Origin of the sequence: Paraburkholderia sp. J94, from assembly GCF_905220285.1 — a bacterium.
GTDB classification, from domain to species: domain Bacteria; phylum Pseudomonadota; class Gammaproteobacteria; order Burkholderiales; family Burkholderiaceae; genus Paraburkholderia; species Paraburkholderia tropica_A.
This window is the reverse complement of sequence record NZ_CAJMZH010000003.1, coordinates 368,971-391,736: the sequence shown is the minus strand read 5'-3', so window position 1 is coordinate 391,736 and position 22,766 is coordinate 368,971. Positions and strand designations below refer to the sequence as shown.

Annotated in this window: 17 protein-coding genes and 1 other RNA gene; 11 read left to right on the top strand and 7 right to left on the bottom strand. The window is 64.6% G+C overall.

Going from position 1 to position 22,766, the window contains the following annotated elements:
• Positions 1 to 2: 2 nt before the first annotated feature.
• From fdhF to U4Y88_RS08015, 3 genes are read right to left on the bottom strand one after another with little or no spacing between them, the layout of a single operon-like run.
• Positions 3 to 2,948 carry a formate dehydrogenase subunit alpha gene (fdhF, locus tag U4Y88_RS08025; protein WP_321783273.1) on the bottom strand — a complete coding sequence of 982 codons (2,946 nt, stop codon included), beginning with the start codon at positions 2,946 to 2,948 and terminating at the stop codon, positions 3 to 5.
• Positions 2,949 to 2,961: 13 nt separating this feature from the next.
• Positions 2,962 to 4,521 (bottom strand): formate dehydrogenase beta subunit, encoded by a 1,560-nt coding sequence (locus U4Y88_RS08020; protein WP_321783271.1) that lies wholly within the window; start codon positions 4,519 to 4,521, stop codon positions 2,962 to 2,964.
• A complete protein-coding gene (locus tag U4Y88_RS08015) occupies positions 4,518 to 5,069 on the bottom strand; it encodes an NAD(P)H-dependent oxidoreductase subunit E (RefSeq protein ID WP_310631447.1) in 552 nt (183 codons plus the stop codon). Before U4Y88_RS08015 ends, U4Y88_RS08020 begins: the two co-directional genes overlap by 4 nt.
• Positions 5,070 to 5,200: 131 nt before the next feature.
• Between U4Y88_RS08015 and U4Y88_RS08010 the strand changes: the two genes are divergently transcribed.
• Positions 5,201 to 6,277: a substrate-binding domain-containing protein gene (locus tag U4Y88_RS08010; protein ID WP_321783269.1), complete on the top strand. Its 1,077-nt coding sequence runs from the start codon at positions 5,201 to 5,203 to the stop codon at positions 6,275 to 6,277.
• A 202-nt stretch (positions 6,278 to 6,479) separates the two neighbouring features.
• The gene (locus U4Y88_RS08005) at positions 6,480 to 6,746 is read left to right on the top strand and encodes a hypothetical protein (RefSeq protein ID WP_224012211.1); all 267 of its coding nucleotides are present in this window, start codon (positions 6,480 to 6,482) and stop codon (positions 6,744 to 6,746) included.
• A gap of 149 nt (positions 6,747 to 6,895) precedes the next feature.
• Here the strand turns inward: U4Y88_RS08005 and ssrA are convergent.
• From ssrA to ompA, 4 genes are all read right to left on the bottom strand, one after another.
• Positions 6,896 to 7,265, bottom strand: a transfer-messenger RNA (tmRNA) gene (ssrA, locus tag U4Y88_RS08000).
• Positions 7,266 to 7,421: 156 nt separating this feature from the next.
• Positions 7,422 to 8,147 carry a phosphoglycolate phosphatase gene (gene gph, locus U4Y88_RS07995; RefSeq protein WP_321783267.1) on the bottom strand — a complete coding sequence of 242 codons (726 nt, stop codon included), beginning with the start codon at positions 8,145 to 8,147 and terminating at the stop codon, positions 7,422 to 7,424.
• 25 nt (positions 8,148 to 8,172) lie between these two features.
• Positions 8,173 to 8,871, bottom strand: a complete 699-nt coding sequence (ubiG, locus tag U4Y88_RS07990; RefSeq protein ID WP_224012213.1) for a bifunctional 2-polyprenyl-6-hydroxyphenol methylase/3-demethylubiquinol 3-O-methyltransferase UbiG — start codon at positions 8,869 to 8,871, stop codon at positions 8,173 to 8,175.
• 262 nt (positions 8,872 to 9,133) lie between these two features.
• Positions 9,134 to 9,778: an outer membrane protein OmpA gene (gene ompA, locus U4Y88_RS07985; protein WP_065058274.1), complete on the bottom strand. Its 645-nt coding sequence runs from the start codon at positions 9,776 to 9,778 to the stop codon at positions 9,134 to 9,136.
• 815 nt (positions 9,779 to 10,593) lie between these two features.
• On the opposite strand from ompA, the gene gyrA reads away from it, so the two are divergent.
• The 9 genes from gyrA to rpsA all read left to right on the top strand — a co-directional run bounded on the left by gyrA (position 10,594) and on the right by rpsA (position 22,742).
• Positions 10,594 to 13,197, top strand: coding sequence for a DNA gyrase subunit A (gyrA, locus tag U4Y88_RS07980; protein ID WP_224012214.1), 2,604 nt, complete (start codon positions 10,594 to 10,596; stop codon positions 13,195 to 13,197).
• A 231-nt stretch (positions 13,198 to 13,428) separates the two neighbouring features.
• A complete protein-coding gene (locus tag U4Y88_RS07975) occupies positions 13,429 to 14,034 on the top strand; it encodes a DUF2059 domain-containing protein (protein WP_065058310.1) in 606 nt (201 codons plus the stop codon).
• Between the two features lie 186 nt (positions 14,035 to 14,220).
• Positions 14,221 to 15,300, top strand: a complete 1,080-nt coding sequence (gene serC, locus U4Y88_RS07970; RefSeq protein WP_224012215.1) for a 3-phosphoserine/phosphohydroxythreonine transaminase — start codon at positions 14,221 to 14,223, stop codon at positions 15,298 to 15,300.
• Between the two features lie 73 nt (positions 15,301 to 15,373).
• Complete coding sequence (gene pheA, locus U4Y88_RS07965; RefSeq protein ID WP_224012216.1) at positions 15,374 to 16,456, top strand: prephenate dehydratase; 1,083 nt, start codon at positions 15,374 to 15,376, stop codon at positions 16,454 to 16,456.
• A 109-nt stretch (positions 16,457 to 16,565) separates the two neighbouring features.
• Complete coding sequence (gene hisC / locus U4Y88_RS07960; RefSeq protein WP_321783265.1) at positions 16,566 to 17,678, top strand: histidinol-phosphate transaminase; 1,113 nt, start codon at positions 16,566 to 16,568, stop codon at positions 17,676 to 17,678.
• Between the two features lie 31 nt (positions 17,679 to 17,709).
• Positions 17,710 to 18,675 (top strand): prephenate dehydrogenase, encoded by a 966-nt coding sequence (locus U4Y88_RS07955; protein ID WP_321783264.1) that lies wholly within the window; start codon positions 17,710 to 17,712, stop codon positions 18,673 to 18,675.
• A gap of 108 nt (positions 18,676 to 18,783) precedes the next feature.
• On the top strand, positions 18,784 to 20,088 hold the full coding sequence (gene aroA / locus U4Y88_RS07950; RefSeq protein ID WP_224012219.1) for a 3-phosphoshikimate 1-carboxyvinyltransferase: 1,305 nt from the start codon (positions 18,784 to 18,786) through the stop codon (positions 20,086 to 20,088).
• Positions 20,089 to 20,117: 29 nt separating this feature from the next.
• Positions 20,118 to 20,849, top strand: coding sequence for a (d)CMP kinase (gene cmk, locus U4Y88_RS07945; protein ID WP_224012220.1), 732 nt, complete (start codon positions 20,118 to 20,120; stop codon positions 20,847 to 20,849).
• Between the two features lie 165 nt (positions 20,850 to 21,014).
• Positions 21,015 to 22,742: a 30S ribosomal protein S1 gene (gene rpsA / locus U4Y88_RS07940; protein WP_224012221.1), complete on the top strand. Its 1,728-nt coding sequence runs from the start codon at positions 21,015 to 21,017 to the stop codon at positions 22,740 to 22,742.
• Positions 22,743 to 22,766 lie beyond the last annotated feature (24 nt).

The window sequence follows — 22,766 nt, the reverse complement described above, 5'->3', positions numbered from 1 at the left end:
GCTTATTTCCCCGAAGTGGTCAACGGTTCGCGCGAGCGGTGCAATTCGAGCTGCGTCTCGTTGAAGCGCGAATACTCGCGCTGCCAGTCCGACGGCTGTTGCACATGGTTCACCTGCACCGCGGTCACCTTGTACTCGGGGCAGTTGGTGGCCCAGTCCGAGGCGTCCGTGGTGATGACGTTCGCGCCCGATTCGGGGAAGTGGAACGTCGTGTAGACCACGCCCGGCTGCATGCGCGTGCTGACCTTCGCGCGCAGCACGGTCTGCCCCGCGCGCGATTCGATCCCCACCCAGTCGCCTTCGCGGATGCCGCGATCGTCGGCGTCGACGGGATGGATCTCCAGCCGGTCCTCTTCGTGCCAGCGCGAGTTGTCGGTGCGGCGCGTCTGCGCGCCCACGTTGTACTGCGACAGAATCCGGCCCGTCGTGAGCAGCAGCGGGAAGCGCCGCGTGACCTTTTCCGGCGAAGCGATGAACTTCGTGATCACGAACTTGCCCTTGCCGCGCACGAACGCGTCGATGTGCATGATCGGCGTGCCGTCCGGCGCCGCTTCGTTGCAGGGCCACTGGATGCTGCCCATTTCATCGAGCCGTTTGTACGAGACGCCGTGGAAGGTCGGCGTGAGACGCGCGATCTCATCCATGATCTGCGACGGATGCGTGTAGCCCATCTCGTAGCCCAGCGCGCGCGCGAGCAGGATCGTCGCTTCCCAGTCGGCGTAACCGGCGATCGGCGGCATGACCTTGCGCACGCGCGAGATGCGGCGCTCGGCGTTCGTGAAGGTGCCGTCCTTTTCGAGGAACGACGAACCCGGCAGCAGCACGTGCGCGTACTTCGCCGTCTCGTTCAGGAAGATGTCCTGCACGACGATGCACTCCATCGACGAGAGCGCCGCCGCCACGTGCTGCGTGTTCGGATCGGACTGGACGATGTCCTCGCCCTGGCAGTAGAGACCCATGAAGGTGCCGTCGAGCGCCGCCTCGAACATGTTCGGAATGCGCAGGCCCGGCTCGCTTTGCAGCGCGACGTTCCAGGCGTCCTCGAACAGCGCGCGCGTCTCGGCGTCGCCCACGTGGCGATAGCCCGGCAGCTCGTGCGGGAACGAGCCCATGTCGCACGAACCCTGCACGTTGTTCTGGCCGCGCAGCGGATTCACGCCCACGCCTTCGCGGCCGATGTTGCCCGTGGCCATCGCGAGGTTGGCGATGCCCATCACCATCGTCGAGCCCTGCGCGTGTTCCGTGACGCCGAGGCCGTAATAGATCGCCGAATTGCCCGGCTGCGCATAGCGCCGCGCGGCGGCGCGCACGAGCGCGGCGGGCACGCCCGTGAGCGCTTCCATCGCTTCCGGCGAGCTCTCGGGCAGCGCGACGAAATCGCGCCATTGCTCGAACGCGCGCGTTTCGCAGCGCTCGGCCACGAAGGCTTCGTTCACGAGCCCTTCGGTGACGATCGTGTGCGCGAGCGCGTTGATCATCGCCACGTTGGTGCCGGGGCGCAGTTGCAGATGATGCTCGGCCTTCACGTGCGCGGTATCGACGATATCGATACGGCGCGGATCGATGACGATCAGTTTCGCGCCCTGGCGCACGCGCCGCTTCAGACGCGAGCCGAACACCGGATGGCCGTCGGTCGGATTCGCGCCGATCACCATGATGACGTCCGAGTGATCGACGGAGGCGAAGGTCTGCGTGCCCGCCGATTCGCCGAGCGTGGTTTTCAGGCCATAGCCGGTGGGCGAGTGGCAGACGCGCGCGCAGGTGTCGACGTTGTTGTTGCCGAACGCGGCGCGCACGAGCTTCTGCACGAGATAGGTTTCTTCGTTCGTGCAGCGCGAGGACGTGATGCCGCCGATCGAATCGCGACCATGCTTCGCCTGGATGCGGCGGAACTCGCTGGCCGCATAAGCGATCGCTTCTTCCCAGCTCACTTCGCGCCACGGATCGGTGATCTTCGCGCGAATCATCGGCTTCTTGATGCGGTCCTTGTGCGTGGCATAGCCCCACGCGAAACGGCCCTTCACGCAGGCATGGCCTTCGTTCGCCTGGCCGTTCTTGTGCGGCACCATGCGCACGACCTCGTTGCCCTTCATCTCGGCCTTGAACGAGCAGCCGACGCCGCAATACGCGCAGGTCGTCACCACCGAGTGTTCGGCCTGACCGAGCATCACCACGCTCTTTTCCTGCAGCGTCGCGGTCGGGCAGGCAGCCACGCAGGCGCCGCACGACACGCATTCGGAATCCATGAACGACTCGCCCGCGCCGGCCGCGACGCGCGATTCGAAACCGCGCGCGGCGATCGTCAGCGCGAACGTGCCTTGCGTTTCTTCGCAGGCGCGCACGCAGCGATTACAGACGATGCACTTCGACGGATCGTAGGTGAAGTACGGGTTCGATTCGTCCTTCTGGTTCTTCAGGTGATTTGCGCCGTCGAAGCCGTAGCGCACTTCGCGCAGGCCCGTCACGCCCGCCATGTCCTGCAGTTCGCAGTCGCCGTTGGCGGGGCAGGTGAGGCAGTCGAGCGGGTGATCGGAGATGTACAGCTCCATCACGTTGCGGCGCAGCTTTTGCAGGCGGTCGGTTTGCGTGCGCACCTTCATTCCCGCTTCGACGGGCGTCGTGCACGAAGCCGGATAGCCGCGTCGTCCTTCGATTTCGACGAGACACAGACGGCACGAGCCGAACGGTTCGAGCGAGTCGGTCGCGCAGAGCTTGGGCACGTTGATGCCCGCTTCGACGGAAGCGCGCATCACCGAGGTGCCCGCCGGAACCGTCACGGACTGGCCGTCGATTTCGAGCGTGACGTCGACATCGGCGTGGCGCAGCGGCGTGCCGAAATCGGTGTCGTCGAAGGGCGAGCGTGCGTTGGCCTTGTTCATCGCCGCGGATTTGCAGGCGCAATTGCCGGAACCGCAACCACCGGCTTGGGACATGATCGTGTCGGACATGGTGGTTCCTCGTTCAGGCGGCCGCGTTCTGTTGCGCGACGGGTTCGAGACCGAAGTCTTCCGGGAAGTGATTGAGCGCGGAGAGCACGGGGTAGGGCGTCATGCCGCCCATCGCGCAGAGCGAGCCGGACACCATCGTGTCGCACAGATCGCGCAGCAGCGTGACCTGCTTTTCGGACGTGTCGCCCGTGCGGATCTTCGCGATCACCTCGACGCCGCGCGTCGAGCCGATGCGGCACGGCGTGCACTTGCCGCACGATTCGAGCGTGCAGAACTCCATCGCGTACTGCGCGAGATCGGCGAGATTCGACGTGTCGTCGTGCACGACGAGACCGCCGTGGCCCACGACCGCGCCGACCGCCGCATACGCTTCGTAGTCCATCGGAATATCCCACTGGCTCTCGGGCAGATAGGTGCCGAGCGGGCCGCCGACCTGCACGGCGCGCGCCGGGCGGCCGCTGGCGGTGCCGCCGCCGTAGTCGACCATCAGTTCGCGCAGCGTTACGCCGAACGCGAGTTCGACGAGCCCGCCGCGCGCGATATTGCCCGCAAGCTGGAACGGCAGCGTGCCGCGCGAGCGGCCCATGCCGAAGTCCTTGTAGAACGCCGCGCCCTTCGCGAAGATGATCGGCACCGTGGCGAGCGTGATGACATTGTTGATGACCGTGGGCTTGCCGTAGAGACCGGCGAGCGCGGGCAGCGGCGGCTTCGCGCGCACGACGCCGCGCTTGCCTTCGAGCGATTCGAGCAGCGCCGTTTCCTCGCCGCACACGTAGGCGCCCGCGCCCTTGGCGACGAACAGATCGAAGCGCTTGCCGCTGCCGAGCACGTCGTCGCCGAGCCAGCCCGCGACGCGCGCGCGGCGGATCGCTTCTTCGAGCGCGGCGATCGAATGCGGATACTCGCTGCGCACGTAGATATGACCGATGGTCGCGCCCACGGTGAGGCCCGCGATCGTCATGCCTTCGATCAGCACGTAGGGGTCGCTTTCCATCACGAGGCGGTCGGAGAAGGTGCCCGAGTCGCCTTCGTCGGCATTGCAGACGATGTACTTCTGATCGGCCTGCGCCTGCGCGACCGTGCGCCATTTGATGCCGGCGGGGAAGGCCGCGCCGCCGCGTCCGCGCAGTCCCGATTCGACCAGCGCTTCGCAGGCGTCGGCGCTCGTCATCGTGAGCGCGTTGCGCAGGCCTTCGAGGCCGCCGTGCGCGATGTAGTCGTCGGTCGAAAGCGGATCGGTGATGCCGATGCGCGCGAAGGTCAGGCGCTGCTGCTTGCGCAGATACGGAATCTGTTCGACGAGGCCCACGCCGCGTGCGTGCTGGCCGCCTTGCAGGAAGTTCGCGTCGAACAGCGCGGCGATGTCGTCTTCCTCGACGTTCGCGTAGCCGACGCGGCCATCGGCCGTTTCGACTTCGACGAGCGGTTCGAGATACAGCAGACCGCGCGAGCCGTTGCGCACGAGTTCGATTTGGATGCCGCGCGCGGCGGCTTCGCGTTCGATGGAAGCGGCGATGTCGTCCGCGCCGAGCGCGAGCGCCGATGAATCGCGGGGAACGTAGATGCGCGTCATGCGGCCTCCTCGGTGCGCACGACGGCGGCCAGCGCCTTCGCGAGCAGCGCGTCGAACTTCTGCGGGCTTACTTTTGCGTGCAACGTGCCGTTAATCATCATGGCGGGCGAGAGCGCGCACTGGCCGAGGCAATAGACCGACTCCAGCGCGACATCGCCCGTGGCTTCGTGAGCGTGTGCATGGCCCGCGTGTTCATCGCCATGACCGTGCTGCGCGCCGAAACGGCAACCCGTGCGCGCTTCCACGTGCTGTGCGAGCGCTTCGCTGCCCATGCTGCGGCACGCTTCTGCGCGGCACAGCTGAACCGTGACGGGCGCGGGCGGCGCGGTGCGGAAGTGGTGGTAGTAGGTGATCACGCCGTGGACTTCGGCGCGTGAGAGATTCAGGGCTTTTGCGAGCGGCGCGACGGTGGCCGGCGGTACAAAGCCGGTTTCGTCCTGGATCGCATGCAGGATCGCAAGCAGGTTGCGGCCGGGTTGTGCGTGACGCTGCACCAGAGCATCGGATGCGGCGGCCTGTGACCCGGCGGTCAGGGTTGTCTCGTCCAAAGTGGGGCTCCTCCTGTCACATATATGCACTTGTTATTCATAAAGTGTGCATCTATGCTGGGGTTGTCTCGTTGTATGGACGAACAATAGGCCCGTAGAATGCCGGATGCAATAGGAAGGAAGACTTCATAATGATCAAGGTGGAGTGCCAGGCGCAACTGGTCGTGCGCGACGCGGATGGCCGCGAGGCAAGCCTGACGGACGTTGTGCCGCTGCTCGCGCTCGTTGCGGAAGAAGGCAGCATCGCGCAGGCCGCGCAGCGTAAGGGTTTGTCCTATCGCCATGCGTGGGGTTTGTTGCGCGAAGTGGAGGAGCGCCTCGGCGGCGCGCTGATCGCGAAAGCGCGCGGACGCGGCTCGGTGCTGTCCGAACTCGGCGAAGCGGTGCTGCGTTCGCAGCGGCTGTGCGGCGAGCGTCTTCAGGGCAATCTGCAGGCGCTCGCGAGCGAAGTGGCGAGCGACCTCAACCGTTGGCTCGCGCCCGCCGCGCAGGATCTGCGCATTCACGCTTCGCATGGCTACGCGGTGGCCACACTCGTGACGGCGCTGGTCGCCGATCAGGTGCCGGTGGAGATCAAGTACCGCGATAGCGCCGACGCCATCACGGCGCTCGCGCGTGGCGAATGCGATCTGGCGGGCTTCCATCTGCCGCGCGGCGATTTTCGCGACGCGTGCGCGGACGCCTATCGCAGCTGGCTCGATCCGCAGCGCCATGTGCTGATCCATCTCACGCGCCGCAAGCAGGGGCTGTTCGTGGGGCGCGGCAATCCGCGGCAAGTGGCGGGGCTCGCCGATCTCGCGCGCGGCGACATCCGCTTCGTGAACCGGCAGCCGGGCTCGGGCACGCGCATGCTGATCGATCTGCTGCTCACGCGCATCGGCGTCGATCCTGAGCGCGTCAACGGTTATGCCTCGTCGGAACTCACGCACTCGGCGATCGCGGCTTTCGTCGCGAGCGGGATGGCGGACGTGGGCTTCGGCGTGGAGCCGGCCGCGCATCACTTCGGCCTCGACTTCATTCCGATCGTCGAGGAAGACTATTTCTTCGCCTGCGAGCGCGCGCAGCTCGAACGCGAGCCGCTGGCGGCGGTGCTCGAACTGCTGCGCGGCGCGCAGTTCCGGCAGGCGGTGGCGCAGCTCGAAGGCTATGACCCGGACACCTGCGGCGACGTCGTGGCGCTTGACGAAGGCTGGGCGGGCGTGAGTTGAGGCGCAAGCTGGGGCGTCAGTCCGGGTGTCAGTTCGGACATCGGTTCGGACGCGCGTCCAGCGGCGCCGCGACGGTCGCGGCGCTGTAATACGACGCAACATGTCTGTCCGGCGCGGCTGCAGAGTGCCGCGCTTTTTGTGATACTTTCAAACCGTATAGGTTCTTCCCGTTCCAGATGCGCGTTGACCGCGCCGATCGACCATGAAATTTGTGCTTAATCTTTGTGCAGCCGCGGCCACCGCGGGCGTCCTGTTCGCCACCGTCAACGTTGCCTTCGCGCAGAACTCGCCGGGCGTGCCGGGCGGCATTCTCGCCGACGAGTTCAAGTTCAACGCGCATCCGCAGATGCAGTTCGCGGCTTCTGCGCCGGACGCCAAATATCAGCACGGCAAACCGACGTCCGCGCGTAAAAAGGGCGATCTCGGCGATCCGAATGGTTGTAATCTGCAATGCCCGCAGGACAATTGATATTTTTATGACAATTTAATGAAAGCCGGCGCCGTCGAACGATATTGGCGCCGGTTTTGATTTATCGCAGATTATTGCGGTGCAAAAACAAAAAACTCGCGAAGCTTGTAAAAGCTTTCGCGAGTTTTTTATTTGCTGCGCAGAAATTTTGGTGGAGCCGGCGGGAATCGAACCCGCGTCCAGAAGCAGTCCATAAACAGTTCTACATGCGTAGTTCTGTCTTTTGATTTAACCGGAGCGACGCGGACGAACACGCTGCGCTACGGCGATTCACTAAATTTTCGACTCTGGCGTCGTGACGCCGACAGAGCTTAACTGACGTATATGACCTCTGGCGGTATTGCTACCGGTCTTGCGACACTAGCCCGTCAGTGAGCCAGGCAGAGGACGGCGGCCCTTAGGCTGCCAGTGCGAACGTTTCGTCGTTTGCAGTTACGTTTTTCCCATTGATTAACGAGGTGACGGGTCCTCGGCATGCCCTGCCTACTTCATAACCCCTGTCGAAACCAGGTCGGCCCCAGAGGAAGGATCAATTATCCCATAGTTCGCGAGATGAGGCGAACCGCGCCCTTTTCAAGGGGCGCGGCGGCGGCGAACGTGTTGCGGCGCGTCAGTTGCGGTCCGCGCGGCTGGTCGGGCAGGGCCGCTCAGGCAGCGTCGCTCAGGCAGGGCCACTCAGGCGCGGTTGCCCACCGGGCGCAGCAGGGCGAGCAGGGTCTCGGCCGTGTCGGCCAGATAGTCGGCGTTCCACTGCGCGGGCGGCTCGACGTTGCCGCAGTAGCCGTAGGCGGCGGCGATCGTCGCCATGCCGGCGGCGTGGCCCGCCTGCACGTCGCGCAGGTCGTCGCCGACATACACCACGCGTTGCGGCGCGATGCCGAGCGCCTCGGCCGCATGCAGCAGCGGGGCCGGATGCGGCTTGGAGTAGGGCGTGGTGTCGCCGCTCACGACGCAGGCCGCGCGCGTGTCGAGATGCATCAGCTTCACGAGCGGATCGGTCAGCCGCGCGACCTTGTTGGTCACGATGCCCCAGCGCACGCCGCGCGCGTCGAGGTCGTCGAGTACGGCGTCGATGCCGGGGAACAGCGCCGTTTTCACGCGCAGGTTGGCCGCATAGTTGGCGAGAAATTCCTCGCGCATCGCCGCGAACTCGGGGTCGTCGGGACCGATGCCGAAGGCGCCGCCGATCAGGCCCCGTGCACCCGCGGAGGCGAGCGGACGCAGCTTCTCATAGGGCGTGGGCGCGAGGCCGCGCGCGTGGCGGATCTGGTTGACGGCGGCGGCGAGGTCGGGCGCCGTGTCGGCGAGCGTGCCGTCGAAGTCGAACAGCACGGCGTCGCAGGCGGCGAGCGCCGCAACGTCACGCAGCGCGGACGGCGTATCAAGCGGAGTCTGGGTCATGTCGGAAAGTGACGGGCGCGCCGCGTCAGGCTTCGCGCCGGCAGGCGATCATGTAATTGACGCTGGAATCGTTCGAGAGCGCGAAGTGGCGCGTGATCGGGTTGTAGGTGATGCCCTTGATCTCGACCGCGTTCAGCCCGGCCTGGCGCACGAAGCCCGCGAGCTCGGAGGGACGGATGAAGCGCGCGTAATCGTGCGTGCCCTTGGGCAGCATCTGCGCGATGTATTCCGCGCCGATCACGGCGAGCAGGTAGGACTTCACGTTGCGGTTGAGCGTCGAGAAGAACACCCAGCCGCCCGGCTTCACGAGCGTCGCGCAGGCTTTGACCACGCTCAGCGGCTCGGGCACGTGCTCGAGCATTTCCATGCAGGTGACCACGTCGAACGAGGCGGGCTCGCGCGCCGCGATCGCTTCTGCTGCGATCTCCTCGTATTCCACCGTGATCCCGCTTTCAAGACTGTGCAGATCGGCGACACCCAGCGCTTCGCTCGACAGGTCGATGCCTTTGACGTTCGCGCCGAGACCGGCCATCGACTCCGACAGAATGCCGCCGCCGCAACCGATGTCGAGCACGCGCTTGGACGGCAGGTGCGCGTGGCTGTCGATCCAGCCGAGACGAATGGGGTTCAGCTCGTGCAGCGGCTTGAACTCCGCATTCGGGTCCCACCAGCGATGAGCGAGATCGCTGAATTTCTGTAGTTCGTGGGGATCGGCGTTGGTCATGTCGAAGCGGCCTGGGGCGCGGTAGAAGGTGGGTGAAAACAAACCCCGAGTATATAGGCGAGGGCCGAAGGGGGCAAAACTCGGGGGCAGAAGCGGGGGCGAAACATCGGCCGTGGGGCGGCGCGCGGGTTGTACGTGTTGCGTGCGGCTTCGCTGCGCGTTGCACGCAGATCGGGACCTGTAAGGCGTACTTTGGCGGCGCAGAAATAAAAAAAGCCCCGCCGAGGCGGGGCTTTTTGAGTCGTGTAGCCGTAGCTCGCGATTACTGCTTTTGCGTGCCGACGACTTCGACTTCCACGCGGCGATCCGGTGCGAGGCACGAGATCAGCTGCTTGCGGTTCTTCTGGTTGCAGCCAGTCGTAACCGGGTTGCGCTTGCCCTTGCCTTCCGTGTAGATACGCTCTGCCGGGACGCCCTTGCTGACCAGGTACGACTTGACGGCTTGCGCACGGCGCAGCGACAGACGGTCGTTGTAGGCAGCCGAACCGATGCGGTCCGTGTAGCCCGTCGCAACGACGACTTCGAGGTTCAGAGCCTGGATCTTGCCTGCCAGATCGTCCAGCTTTTCCTTGCCAGCCGGCTTCAGGATAGCCTTGTCGAAGTCGAACAGAGCGTCGGCTTGATACGTGATCTTTTGGCTCGTGATAGCCGGCGGCGGCGGAGCGACCGGCGGCTGCGGTGCCTGGGCGACCAGTGCGCCATCGCACTTGGCGTTAGCCGTGGCCGGCGTCCAGAACGCGTCGCGCCAGCACAGTTCGTTCGTGCCGTTCATCCAGACGTATTCGCCCGTGCCGTTCACCCAGTTGTCATTGACGGCTTGTCGCGACGCCGGCACCGATTGTGCCTGTGCGCTTGCAGCGACTACTGCGGTAGCTGCAATGAACGCGAGCTTTGAAAAGTTATTCATATTTCTCCTCTCGAAATTGAGATTACCGCAGGTTTACTGCGAGCCATATGACGAAGACAAGTCATACATTGCTCGAAGTATAACATTGGCACGTTGTGGGGCACGTCTTGTGTAGACTTCGAGCGGTGTCTAACTTTGTGCGTTGGCATTTTGCCATATCGTTCCCTTCCAACGATAAAAAAAATCCGCCCCTTTCATTGCGGCTCGTCGAATGTGGTACACCCGCAACAAAAAGTTCCCGACGAATCTCCTGGTAGTGTGCCTGGTTATCTGCCTGTCAGTGTGTCTCGAAATAGGCCACCTGTCGCGCGGTGTCGTGTCGCCACGGAAAACCGCTTGGAGGTGGGCAAATCGGCCGAATCGCTCATCTGCCGCGCGGCAATTTCCGCGTTCCAATGACAACGATTCTTTCGCTGCGAATCATTCGCAGCAGCGCTGCGCATTGTCGGTCATATGACGCAAACGTGCGTTTCGTGTGACGTGAACGATGACACCGGTGCGCCGTCCGCGACATGTCGAATGCACGCCTGGTTCCCGCACGTTCCCATCGCTGCGTGCCCGTTCCGGGTGCGTCCAATCGCTCGATCCCATTAGCGCCGTTTTGAGCCGTTCCGGGTCACCCCTCTAATAGGTATACGTGGAGCGCTTCGAGTCGGCGGGCGGGGCTGCCGCGCATGATAGAATCGGAAGATTGCGCTGCGTCTGCGGCGTCCATGCGACAGCAAGGGCGTGTTGCGATGCGGTCAGGCCGCCAGGCCCGTCAGGTTTGGCAGGTGAGGCCCTAGCATCGCGCGTGCCCGATAACGACATCGATAATGGATCAATTCGCCAAAGAGACTCTGCCTATCTCCCTCGAGGAGGAAATGCGCCGCTCGTATCTCGATTACGCGATGAGCGTGATCGTCGGGCGGGCGCTGCCGGATGTGCGAGACGGCCTCAAGCCCGTGCACCGGCGCGTGCTGTACGCGATGCACGAGTTGAACAACGACTGGAACCGCGCGTACAAGAAGTCGGCACGTATCGTCGGCGACGTCATCGGTAAATACCATCCTCACGGCGACACGGCGGTGTACGACACCATCGTGCGTATGGCGCAGAGCTTCTCGCTGCGCTACATGCTGGTCGACGGCCAGGGCAACTTCGGTTCGATCGACGGCGACAACGCCGCGGCCATGCGTTACACCGAAATCCGCATGGCGAAGATCGGCCACGAACTGCTCGCCGACATCGACAAGGAAACCGTCGACTTCGGGCCGAACTACGACGGTAGCGAAAGCGAGCCGCAGATCCTGCCCGCGCGCATTCCGAATCTGCTGATCAATGGTTCGTCGGGTATCGCGGTCGGCATGGCCACGAACATCCCGCCGCACAACCTCAACGAAGTGGTCGATGCTTGTCAGCATCTGCTGAAGAATCCGCAGGCCACGATCGACGAGCTGATCGAAATCATCCCGGCACCGGATTTCCCGACCGCCGGCATCATCTATGGCGTCGCCGGTGTGCGCGACGGCTATCGCACGGGCCGCGGCCGCGTCGTGATGCGTGCCGCCACGCACTTCGAAGAGATTGATCGCGGTCAACGCATGGCGATCATCGTCGACGAACTGCCGTACCAGGTGAACAAGCGTTCGCTGCTGGAGCGCATCGCCGAGCTGGTCAACGAGAAGAAGCTCGAAGGCATTTCCGACATTCGCGACGAATCCGACAAGAGCGGCATGCGCGTCGTGATCGAGCTCAAGCGCGGCGAAGTGCCCGAGGTCATTCTCAATAACCTCTACAAGGCGACGCAGCTGCAGGACACGTTCGGCATGAACATGGTCGCGCTGGTGGACAACCAGCCGAAGCTGCTGAACCTCAAGGAAATGCTCGATCATTTCCTGTCGCACCGCCGCGAAGTGCTCACGCGTCGCACGGTCTACGAACTGCGCAAGGCCCGCGAACGCGGCCACGTGCTCGAAGGCCTCGCGGTCGCGCTCGCGAACATCGACGATTTCATCGGGATCATCAAGGCCGCGCCTACGCCGCCGATCGCGAAGCAGGAGTTGATGAACCGTTCGTGGGATTCGTCGCTGGTGCGCGAGATGCTCCAGCGCGCCGAGCAGGAGAATTCGGCGGCCGGTGGCCGCGACGCGTATCGTCCGGAAGGGCTCAACCCGCTGTACGGCATGCAAGGCGACGGTCTCTACCGTCTGTCCGACACGCAGGCGCAGGAAATCCTGCAAATGCGTCTGCAACGCCTGACGGGTCTGGAGCAGGACAAGATCATTGGCGAGTACCGCGAAGTCATGGCGCAGATTGCCGACCTGCTCGACATCCTTGCGCGCCCCGAGCGCGTAACGACCATGATTTCCGACGAACTCACCTCGATCAAGAGCGAATTCGGCGACGCCCGCCGCTCGAAGATCGAGATGAACGCCACGGAACTGAACACCGAAGATCTGATCACGCCGCAGGACATGGTCGTGACCATGTCGCACGCGGGTTACGTGAAATCGCAGCCGTTGTCCGAATATCGCGCCCAGAAGCGCGGCGGTCGCGGCAAGCAGGCGACGTCCATGAAGGACGACGACTGGATCGACACGCTGTTCATCGCCAACACGCACGACCACATCCTGTGCTTCTCGAACCGCGGCCGTGTGTACTGGGTGAAGGTGTATGAAGTGCCGCAGGGCTCGCGCAACTCGCGCGGCCGTCCGATCGTCAACATGTTCCCGCTGCAGGACGGCGAGAAGATCACGGTCGTGCTGCCGGTCAAGGAGTTCTCGGCCGACAAGTTCGTGTTCATGGCGACCGCGCTCGGTACGGTCAAGAAGACGCCGCTGGAGGCCTTCAGCCGCCCGCTGCGCAAGGGTATTATTGCGGTCGGCCTGGACGACGGCGACTACCTGATCGGCGCGGCCATCACCGACGGCCAGCACGACGTCATGCTGTTCTCCGACGCGGGCAAGGCTGTGCGCTTCGACGAGAACGACGTGCGTCCGATGGGCCGCGAGGCACGCGGCGTGCGCGGCATGCAGCTCGACGAGACCCAGCAGGTCATCGCGTTGCTGGTGGCCGGCGACGAGCAGCAGTCGGTGCTCACCGCCACCGAGAACGGCTATGGCAAGCGCACTCCGATCACGGAGTACACGCGTCATGGCCGCGGCACGAAGGGCATGATTGCGATCCAGACGTCGGAGCGTAACGGCAAGGTGGTCGCGGCCACGCTGGTCGACCAGGAAGCGCAAATCATGCTGATCACCAACACGGGCGTGCTGATCCGCACGCGCGTCTCGGAGATCCGTGAAATGGGCCGCGCAACGCAAGGTGTTACACTCATCAGCCTTGACGAAGGCACGAAGCTCTCCGGCTTGCAGCAGGTCGCCGAGGCCGACGCCGACGGCGATCTGGCCGAAGGCGAGGGCGAAAGCGAAGAGTAAGGCTGAGCCCGTAGTACCGGACGGCCCGCGCGAGCGGGCCGCTTCGTGTCCAGTGTCGCAGCCGGCGCGCTCGCGTATAAAATCGCGCGGGCGCCGAACGGCGAAGATGGGCGGCCACGGTACTGAATGATGGTGCTGAATGACGCCGGGTGGATTGGGCGGCGGGCGCGCAAGGCGTGCCCCGCGATCCGCGCGGCTGGCAGTTCGATTAATTTCTCTGAGGGAGTAATGATGCAAAAACGATTCAAGCAGGTTTTGTTGCTGGCCGCTCTCGTGCCGACGTTTGCCATGGCTCAGGCGCTCCAGAACCAGGCGCCCGAGCAGGCACCGGCCGCTGCCGCAGCACCGATCGATCCGGCCAAGCAAGCCGCGATCAAGGACCTGCTCGACGCAATCGACGCACAGAAGCTCGTCGGCGCGATCGGCAACAGCGCGCAGATGCAAGCCAAGCAGCTCGTCCCGGCGATCCTGTCGGACGCGCTGTCGGAAAACAAGACGATGACGGACAAGCAGAAGCAGGCTTCCGTCCCGTCGCTGCAAAAGAACGCTGTGCCGAAGCTGGTTGACTCGGCAGGCCAGGTCTTCGCGACCGACTCGTTCAAGCAGGACGCGATGCAAGCTCAGTACGAAGCCTACGCCAAGTACTACAGCACGTCGGAAATCAAGGACCTGACCTCGTTCTACCGCAGCCCGACCGGCCGCAAGTTCATCCAGGTTCAAGACCAGGTTGGCCGCGACGTCGTCAACGGTCTGATGCAGAAGTACATGCCGCAGTCGATCAAGGCAACGCGCGACCAGGCCGACAAGGAAGTCGCGTCGGTCAAGCCGGCCAAGTAAGTCAGCATCACCGTCGCGCCCGTTTGGGGCGCGATCGGTCGCAGCGTCCCGGCGAGCCCGCGTTGGCGGGTTCCCGGCGACAATGCGATAATGGCCGTTTGCGCGATATCAGCGCAAACGGCCTTTTCTTTTTCTGGCGCATCCCGGCGTCCTCAGCCGCCGCGCCTGCCTCGGGATCTCCTTACGATGCGCGTCTTCAATTTCTCCGCCGGACCGGCAGCCTTGCCGGAAGAAGTGCTCCGCCAGGCCGCCGACGAAATGCTCGACTGGCACGGCAGCGGCATGGGCGTGATGGAAATGAGCCATCGCGGGCCGGAATTCATGCGCATCCACAGCGAAGCGCTGCTCGATCTGCGCGAACTGATGCAGGTTCCCGCGAGCCACCAGATCCTCTTTCTGCAAGGCGGCGGCATCGGCGAAAACGCCATCGTGCCGCTGAACCTGTTCGGTGCGAAGCCGCGCGCGGACTTCGTCATCACCGGTTCGTGGTCGCAGAAGTCGCAGAAGGAAGCGCTCAAGTACGGCGCGTCGCACATCGCCGCCACGGGCCGCACCGAGGCGGGCTTTACGCATGCGCCGCAAAAGAGCGAGTGGCAGCTGTCCGACGATCCAGCCTACGTGCATCTGTGCACGAACGAGACGATCGACGGCGTCGAGACTTTCGAGATTCCCGACCTGGGCGATATTCCGCTCGTGGCAGACGCGTCCTCGCACATCCTGTCGCGCCCGATGGACATCGCCAAATACGGCGTGCTCTACGGCGGCGCGCAGAAGAACATCGGCATGGCGGGCGTCACCGTCGTGATCGTGCGCGAAGACCTGCTCGACCGCGCGATGCCCATCTGCCCGTCGGCGTTCGAATGGAAGACCGTCGCCGCCAACAATTCGATGTTCAACACGCCGCCCACCTACGCGATCTACATCGCGGGGCTCGTGTTCAAGTGGTTGAAGCGCCAGGGTGGCCTCGAAGCCATCGAGGCGCGCAATATCGAGAAGGCCCAGCTGCTCTACGACACGATCGACTCGAGCAGCTTCTACATCAACAAGGTGGAGCGCCGCGCGCGCTCGCGGATGAACGTACCGTTCTTCCTCGCCGACGAAACACGTAACGATGATTTCCTGGCCGGCGCGAAGGCGCGCGGGCTTCTGCAGCTGAAGGGCCACAAGTCCGTCGGCGGCATGCGGGCGTCGATTTACAACGCGGTGCCGCTCGAAGCAGTACAGGCACTGGTCGAGTACATGAAGGAATTCGAGGCGAAAGCCTGACCTCGCGTCGGGCGGCGCCTGCCGCGCGCGCTGCTGATGCCGCGCGCCTCCTTTCAGATTGCCGGTTTCACGCATGGACGACGAACTCAATTCCCAACTCAAGCCGCTGCGCGAGCGTATCGACGCCATCGATGCGCAGCTCATCGCCCTCCTGAACCAGCGCGCTTCGGTCGCACTCGAAGTGGGCGAGGTGAAGAAGCATTTCAACGCGCCCGTGTTCCGCCCGGAGCGCGAACTGCAGGTGATCGAACGCCTGCAGAACCTCAGCGCGGGCCCGCTCGGCAACGAGCACATCAGCGCAATCTGGCGCGAGATCATGGCCGCGAGCCGCTCGCTCGAAAAGACCATTTCGGTGGCCTTTCTCGGGCCGGTCGGCACCTATAGCGAACAGGCTGTCTACGGCTACTTCGGTCAGTCGATCGAAGGTCTGCCGTGCCCGTCGATCGACGAGGTGTTCCGTGCGGTCGAGGCGGGCAGCGCCGAGTTCGGCGTCGTGCCGGTCGAGAATTCGACCGAGGGCGCAGTGTCGCGCACGCTCGACCTGTTCCTGCAGACGCAGCTCGCGATCGGCGGCGAAATCGCGCTGCCGATCCACCACAACCTGATGACGCAAAGCGGCAAGCTCGCGGGCGTGACGCGCGTGTGCGCGCATCCGCAGGCGCTTGCGCAGTGCCAGCACTGGCTGACGGCGAACGCGCCGCATCTGGAGCGTCAGGCCGTGTCGAGCAACGCGGAAGCGGCGCGTCTCGCGGCGGAAGATCCCACCGTTGCGGCCATCGCGGGCGAGCGTGCAGCCACGCATTACGGCCTGCTGATCGCCAACGCGCTGATCCAGGACGATCCGCACAACCGCACGCGTTTCGTGATGATCGGCAAGCAGCCGGCGGGCGTGTCGGGCCACGACCAGACTTCGATGATCGTCTCGGTGAAGAACGAACCGGGCGCGGTCTACAAGCTGCTCGAACCGCTCGCGCGCCACGGCGTCTCGATGACGCGTTTCGAGTCGCGTCCGGCGCGCGTCGGCACGTGGGAGTACAACTTCTACATCGACTTCGAAGGCCATCGCGACGAACCCGCCGTGGCGGCCGCGCTCGACGAGCTCGGCAAGAAGGCGGCGTTCCTCAAGATTCTCGGTTCGTATCCGCGCTCGCGCTGAGCGCGCCGGGTGCCCGTGCGGCGCGCGCAGGCGCGCCTTCGCTGATTTACGTCGATGTCACGTCGATGATGCCGCGCCGCCGCACGCGAGCGGCCCTGGAGAGACACGCATGACCCAGCCATTCGGCCCTTCCTATGTGCGCGCGATCGCGCCGTATGTCGCCGGCAAGCCGATTTCCGAAGTCGCCCGCGAGTTCGGACTCGACGAGGCGCGCATCGTCAAGCTCGCGTCGAACGAGAATCCGCTCGGCATGCCCGCGTCGGCGCAGCGCGCCATTGCGCAGGCGGCGGCCGAACTGGGCCGTTATCCCGATTCGAACGCGTTCGAACTGAAGGCAGCGCTCGCGGCGCGCTACGACGTGCCGCCCGAGTGGATCACGCTCGGCAACGGCAGCAACGACATTCTCGAAATCGCCGCGCATGCCTGCGTGGAGCGCGGCCAGTCGATCGTCTATTCGCAGTATTCGTTCGCGGTCTACGCGCTCGCGACGCAAGGGCTCGGCGCGCGCCACGTGGTGACGCCGGCCGTGCAGTACGGCCACGATCTCGAGGCGATGCTCGCGGCCATCGCCGACGACACGCGCCTGATTTTCGTTGCCAATCCTAACAATCCGACTGGCACGTTCATCGACGGCGCGGCGCTCGAAGCGTTCATCGCGAAGGTGCCGGCCGAAGTGGTCGTCGTGCTCGACGAGGCCTACACGGAATATCTCGCGGCGGACAAGCGCTACGACTCGATCGCGTGGGTGCGCCGCTATCCGAACCTCGTGGTGTCGCGCACGTTCTCGAAGGCCTACGGGCTCGCGGGTCTGCGCATCGGTTTTGCGATCGCGCAGCCGGCGCTGACCGATCTGCTGAACCGTCTGCGTCAGCCGTTCAACGTGAACACGCTCGCGCAGGCCGCGGCGGTCGCGGCGCTCGGCGACGCGGCGTTTCTCGAACAGAGCGCCGCGCTCAACGCCGAAGGCTATCGCACGCTCACGGCCGCGTTCGAGCGCATGGGCCTCGAATACGTGCCGTCGGACGGCAACTTCGTGCTCGTGCGCGTCGGTCACGACGATCAGGCGGGCGAGCGCGTCAATCTCGCCTTGCTCAAACAGGGCGTGATCGTGCGTCCGGTCGGCGGCTACGGCTTGCCGCAGTGGCTGCGCGTGACCATTGGCCTGCCCGAGGAAAACGCCGCCTTCGTCGCGGCGCTCGAACGCAGCCTGGCGCCGGCATGAGCACGCAACTTTTTTTCGATCCGGTGATGGCGTGAGCGCGTTTCCCTTTAGCAAACTGGTGATTTTCGGTGTCGGCCTGATCGGCGGCTCGCTCGCGCGCGGGCTGCGCGAACGCGGCGCATCGCACGGTGTCAGCGGCCAAAGCGGCGGTCAGGTGATCGGCGTGGGCCGCCGCGCGCATTCGGTCGCGCGCGCGCTCGAACTCGGCGTGATCGATGCGGCCGCGACGCTCGACGACGAAGCGGCGCTCGCCGCCGCGCTCGACGGCGCCGACATCGTGCTGATCGCCGCGCCGGTCGCGCAGACCCAGGCGCTGCTCGAACGCATCGCGCCGCATCTTCAGCCGCACACCCTCATCACCGATGCGGGCAGCACCAAGAGCGACGTGATCGCCGCGGCGCGCGCCGCGCTTGGCGAGCGCATCGGCCAGTTCGTGCCGGGCCATCCGATCGCGGGCCGCGAGTCGAGCGGCGTCGAAGCGGCGCTGCCCGACCTCTATGTGGGCCGCAACGTCGTGCTGTGCCCGCTGCCGGAAAACGCGCCGCAAGCGGTGGAGCGCATCGCCGCGATGTGGCGCGCCACGGGCGCGGTGATCGGCCAGATGAGCGCCGCGCAGCACGACCGCGTGTTCGCGTCGGTGAGTCATTTGCCGCACGTGCTGTCGTTCGCGCTCGTCGACCAGATTCTCGATACGCCCGACGCCGAGCTGAAATTCTCGTTCGCGGCGGGCGGATTCCGCGACTTCACGCGCATCGCGGCGTCGAGCCCCGAAATGTGGCGCGATGTCTGCCTCGCGAACCGCACGGCGCTGCTCGCCGAGCTGGACGCCTACACTGAAGTGCTGGCGAAGCTGCGCGCGGCCATCGACGCCGGCGACGGCGCGGCGCTCGAAACCGTGTTCGCGCGTTCGCGCGCGGCGCGCGAGGCGTGGCAGGAGCGCGGCGGAAAGAAGTTCGCGCAGGCGGCGCCCGCGCCCGAAGCCGGTCCCGGAAAGTAAAGCGCAAACGCAGCGGTAAAAACAGCGTCAAAGAAAGCGATCAGTAGTCAAGCATCAGCCATGCGGCGCGGCGCAGTCCCGCGTCACGCCGCACCATCAGGACACGTCATGGAACACCTCGATCTCGGACCGTTCACCCGTGCGTCCGGCACGATCCGTCTGCCCGGCTCGAAAAGCATTTCGAACCGCGTGCTGCTGCTCGCGGCGCTCGCCGAAGGCGAAACCACGATCACGAATCTGCTCGACTCCGACGACACGCGCGTGATGCTCAGCGCGCTCGAAAAGCTCGGCGTGAAGCTCAAGCGCGAAGACGACACCTGCGTCGTGCAGGGCACGCGCGGCGCCTTCACGGCGGTGCGCGCGGATCTCTTCCTCGGCAACGCGGGCACGGCGGTGCGTCCGCTCACGGCGGCGCTCGCGGTCAACGGCGGCGACTATCGCATCCACGGCGTGCCGCGCATGCACGAGCGCCCGATCGGCGATCTGGTCGACGGCCTGCGCCAGATCGGCGCGAAGATCGACTACGAGGAAAACGAGGGCTATCCGCCGCTGCGCATCCGTCCGGCGCAGATCGACGTCACGGCGCCCATCAAGGTGCGCGGCGACGTGTCGAGCCAGTTCCTCACCGCGCTGCTGATGACGCTGCCGCTCGTGCGCGCCGAAGGCGGCATGACGGTCGTCGAAGTGGACGGCGAGCTGATTTCCAAGCCCTACATCGAGATCACGATCAAGCTGATGGAGCGCTTCGGCGTGAAGGTCGAGCGCCACGGCTGGCATCGCTTCGAGGTGCCGGCTGGCGTGCGCTACCAGTCGCCGGGCAAGATCATGGTGGAAGGCGACGCCTCGTCGGCGTCGTATTTCCTGGCCGCGGGCGCCATCGGCGGCGGCCCGATCCGCGTGGAAGGCGTGGGGCGCGCGAGCATCCAGGGCGACGTCGCGTTCGCGGCGGCGCTCATGCGCATGGGCGCGAACGTCACGGTCGCGGACGACTGGATCGAGGTGCGCGGGATAGGCAACGATCACGGCAAGCTCGACCCCATCGACATGGACTTCAACCTGATTCCCGACGCGGCCATGACGATCGCCGTGGCCGCGCTGTTCGCCGACGGCGCGACCACGCTGCGCAACATCGCGAGCTGGCGCGTGAAGGAAACCGACCGCATCGCGGCGATGGCCACGGAATTGCGCAAGGTGGGCGCGAACGTGGAAGAGGGCCCCGATTACCTGATCGTGCGCCCGCCCGCGAAACTCACGCCGAACGCGGCGATCGATACCTACGACGATCACCGCATGGCGATGTGCTTCTCGCTCGTGAGCCTCGGCGGCGTGCCGGTGCGCATTAACGACCCGAAGTGCGTCGGCAAGACGTTCCCCGATTATTTCGAGCGCTTCCTGGCGCTCGCCCAACCCTGAATTTTTTAGTAGCCGAGTCTCGTTGCCGAATGAAATCGACCCGTCCCTTTTATCCGACGCCCGTCATCGCGATCGATGGCCCGACCGCTTCCGGCAAAGGCACGGTGGCCACGCTGGTCGCCGCGCATCTCGGCTTTCACCTGCTCGACAGCGGTGCGCTGTACCGCCTGGCGGCGCTCGCGAGCATGCGTTACACGATCGCCGCCGATGACGCCGACGGTCTTGCCAAGCTGATCGACGATCTCCACATCACGTTCCGCGAGGGCATGGCCCAGCTCGACGGCGTTGACGTTTCGAATGAAATCCGCGCCGAGGAAGTGGGCAACCGCGCCTCGATGATCGCCGCGCATCCGTCCGTGCGCACCGCGCTGGTGGCCCGTCAGCGGGCCTTCCGCAAGCTGCCTGGCCTCGTTGCCGACGGCCGCGACATGGGCACGGTGATCTTCCCGGAAGCCGGTCTGAAGGTGTTTCTGACGGCCAGCGTGGAGGCCCGCGCGGCCCGCCGGTATAAGCAATTGATCCAGAAGGGATTTTCTGCTAATATGGATGACTTGCTCCGGGATTTGCGTGAGCGCGACGCGCGCGACAGTAACCGCGCGGCCGCGCCGCTCAAGCCCGCAGCGGATGCGAAGCTGCTGGACACCTCGGCGCTGACCATCGACCAGGCGGTCGAACAGGTCGTGCAGTGGTACCAGCAAGCTAGCGAACTGCGCAGCGAACAGCGGCCTGTGCGTCATGATGCACAAGGCAAATCGCAGTAAAGAACGCAGTACAGCAGTAGCAGTAAATGTAGTGGTGCCCTGCTGGGAAGCAGGGCGTGTCTTAAACCCTTTAACCCCGTATGGCTTTTGCATCTGTGCCACGAGCGTAAGCGCTCCGGCCTCAACGCCCAACCGGCCTAGACAGGCTGGAAGCGCAGCAGAACCATGCAAATCCAGATTTTTATGTCCGACCTGCAAACCTCCACCCCGAATACCGAATCTTTCGCGGCTCTGTTCGAAGAGTCGCTGACCCGCCAGGACATGCGCGCCGGCGAAGTGATTTCCGCCGAAGTCGTGCGCGTCGACCACAACTTCGTGGTCGTCAACGCTGGTCTCAAGTCCGAAGCCTATATTCCGCTCGAAGAGTTCCTGAACGACGCGGGTGAAGTGGAAGTGCAGGCGGGCGATTTCGTTTCCGTCGCGATCGACGCGCTGGAAAACGGCTACGGCGACACGATCCTGTCGCGCGACAAGGCGAAGCGTCTCGCTTCGTGGCTGTCGCTGGAAAAGGCCCTCGACAACAACGAACTCGTGACCGGCACGATCACGGGCAAGGTCAAGGGCGGCATGACCGTCATGGTCAACGGCATCCGCGCGTTCCTGCCGGGTTCGCTCGTCGACACGCGTCCGGTCAAGGACACGACGCCGTACGAAGGCAAGACGCTCGAATTCCGCGTCATCAAGCTCGACCGCAAGCGTAACAACGTCGTGCTGTCGCGCCGCGCAGTGATCGAAGCCACGCAAGGCGAAGAGCGCGCAAAGCTGCTCGAAACGCTGAAGGAAGGCGCGATCGTCAACGGCGTGGTCAAGAACATCACCGACTACGGCGCGTTCGTGGACCTCGGCGGCATCGACGGCCTGCTGCACATCACCGACATCGCATGGCGTCGCGTGCGTCACCCGTCGGAAGTCCTGTCGGTTGGCCAGGAAGTCACCGCCAAGATCCTCAAGTTCGACCAGGAAAAGAACCGCGTTTCGCTCGGTATCAAGCAACTGGGCGACGATCCGTGGGAAGGCATCTCGCGCCGTTACCCGTCGGGCACGCGCCTGTTCGGTAAGGTCACGAACATCACCGACTACGGCGCATTCGTCGAAGTCGAATCGGGCATCGAAGGCCTGGTTCACGTGTCGGAAATGGACTGGACCAACAAGAACGTTGCTCCGTCGAAGGTTGTCCAGCTGGGCGACGAAGTCGAAGTCATGGTCCTCGAGATCGACGAAGACCGCCGCCGCATCTCGCTCGGCATGAAGCAGTGCAAGCCGAATCCGTGGGATGACTTCAGCCGCAACTTCAAGAAGGGCGACAAGCTCCAGGGCGCGATCAAGTCGATCACCGACTTCGGCGTGTTCATCGGTCTGCCCGGCGGCATCGACGGTCTGGTTCACCTCTCGGACCTGTCGTGGTCGGAAACCGGCGAAGAAGCCGTCCGCAAGTACAAGAAGGGCGACGAAGTCGAAGCCGTGGTTCTGGGCATCGACGTCGAGAAGGAACGCATCTCGCTCGGCATCAAGCAGCTCGAAGGCGACCCGTTCAGCAACTTCGTTGCTGTCAACGACAAGGGTTCGACGGTCGACGGCGTGGTCAAGTCGGTCGACGCCAAGGGCGCTGTGATCACGCTGAACGCGGACGTCGAAGGCTACCTGCGTGCTTCGGAAATCGCGCAAGACCGCGTGGAAGATGCTCGCAACGTGCTGAAGGAAGGCGACAAGGTCAACGCGATGATCATCAACATCGATCGCAAGTCGCGTGGCATCAACCTGTCGATCAAGGCCAAGGATTCGGCTGAGACGCAGGAAGCTCTGCGCAGCATGTCGTCGGACACGACGGCCGCCACCGGCACGACGAACCTCGGCGCGCTGCTGAAGGCCAAGCTCGACGGCCAGAACCAGTAAGCCTCAAACGGGGGCAAGCTGAAG

Excerpts from the sequence above, each read along its gene's own strand:
- cmk (WP_224012220.1), top strand. The coding sequence starts at position 20,118 with ATGAAATCGACCCGTCCCTTTTATCCGACGCCCGTCATCGCGATCGAT.
- ubiG (WP_224012213.1), bottom strand. The coding sequence starts at position 8,871 with ATGACCAACGCCGATCCCCACGAACTACAGAAATTCAGCGATCTCGCT.
- ompA (WP_065058274.1), bottom strand. The coding sequence starts at position 9,778 with ATGAATAACTTTTCAAAGCTCGCGTTCATTGCAGCTACCGCAGTAGTC.
- serC (WP_224012215.1), top strand. The coding sequence starts at position 14,221 with ATGCGCGTCTTCAATTTCTCCGCCGGACCGGCAGCCTTGCCGGAAGAA.
- U4Y88_RS07975 (WP_065058310.1), top strand. The coding sequence starts at position 13,429 with ATGCAAAAACGATTCAAGCAGGTTTTGTTGCTGGCCGCTCTCGTGCCG.
- hisC (WP_321783265.1), top strand. The coding sequence starts at position 16,566 with ATGACCCAGCCATTCGGCCCTTCCTATGTGCGCGCGATCGCGCCGTAT.
- rpsA (WP_224012221.1), top strand. The coding sequence starts at position 21,015 with ATGCAAATCCAGATTTTTATGTCCGACCTGCAAACCTCCACCCCGAAT.
- U4Y88_RS08010 (WP_321783269.1), top strand. The coding sequence starts at position 5,201 with ATGATCAAGGTGGAGTGCCAGGCGCAACTGGTCGTGCGCGACGCGGAT.
- gph (WP_321783267.1), bottom strand. The coding sequence starts at position 8,147 with ATGACCCAGACTCCGCTTGATACGCCGTCCGCGCTGCGTGACGTTGCG.
- gyrA (WP_224012214.1), top strand. The coding sequence starts at position 10,594 with ATGGATCAATTCGCCAAAGAGACTCTGCCTATCTCCCTCGAGGAGGAA.
- aroA (WP_224012219.1), top strand. The coding sequence starts at position 18,784 with ATGGAACACCTCGATCTCGGACCGTTCACCCGTGCGTCCGGCACGATC.
- U4Y88_RS08005 (WP_224012211.1), top strand. The coding sequence starts at position 6,480 with ATGAAATTTGTGCTTAATCTTTGTGCAGCCGCGGCCACCGCGGGCGTC.
- pheA (WP_224012216.1), top strand. The coding sequence starts at position 15,374 with ATGGACGACGAACTCAATTCCCAACTCAAGCCGCTGCGCGAGCGTATC.
- fdhF (WP_321783273.1), bottom strand. The coding sequence starts at position 2,948 with ATGTCCGACACGATCATGTCCCAAGCCGGTGGTTGCGGTTCCGGCAAT.
- U4Y88_RS08020 (WP_321783271.1), bottom strand. The coding sequence starts at position 4,521 with ATGACGCGCATCTACGTTCCCCGCGATTCATCGGCGCTCGCGCTCGGC.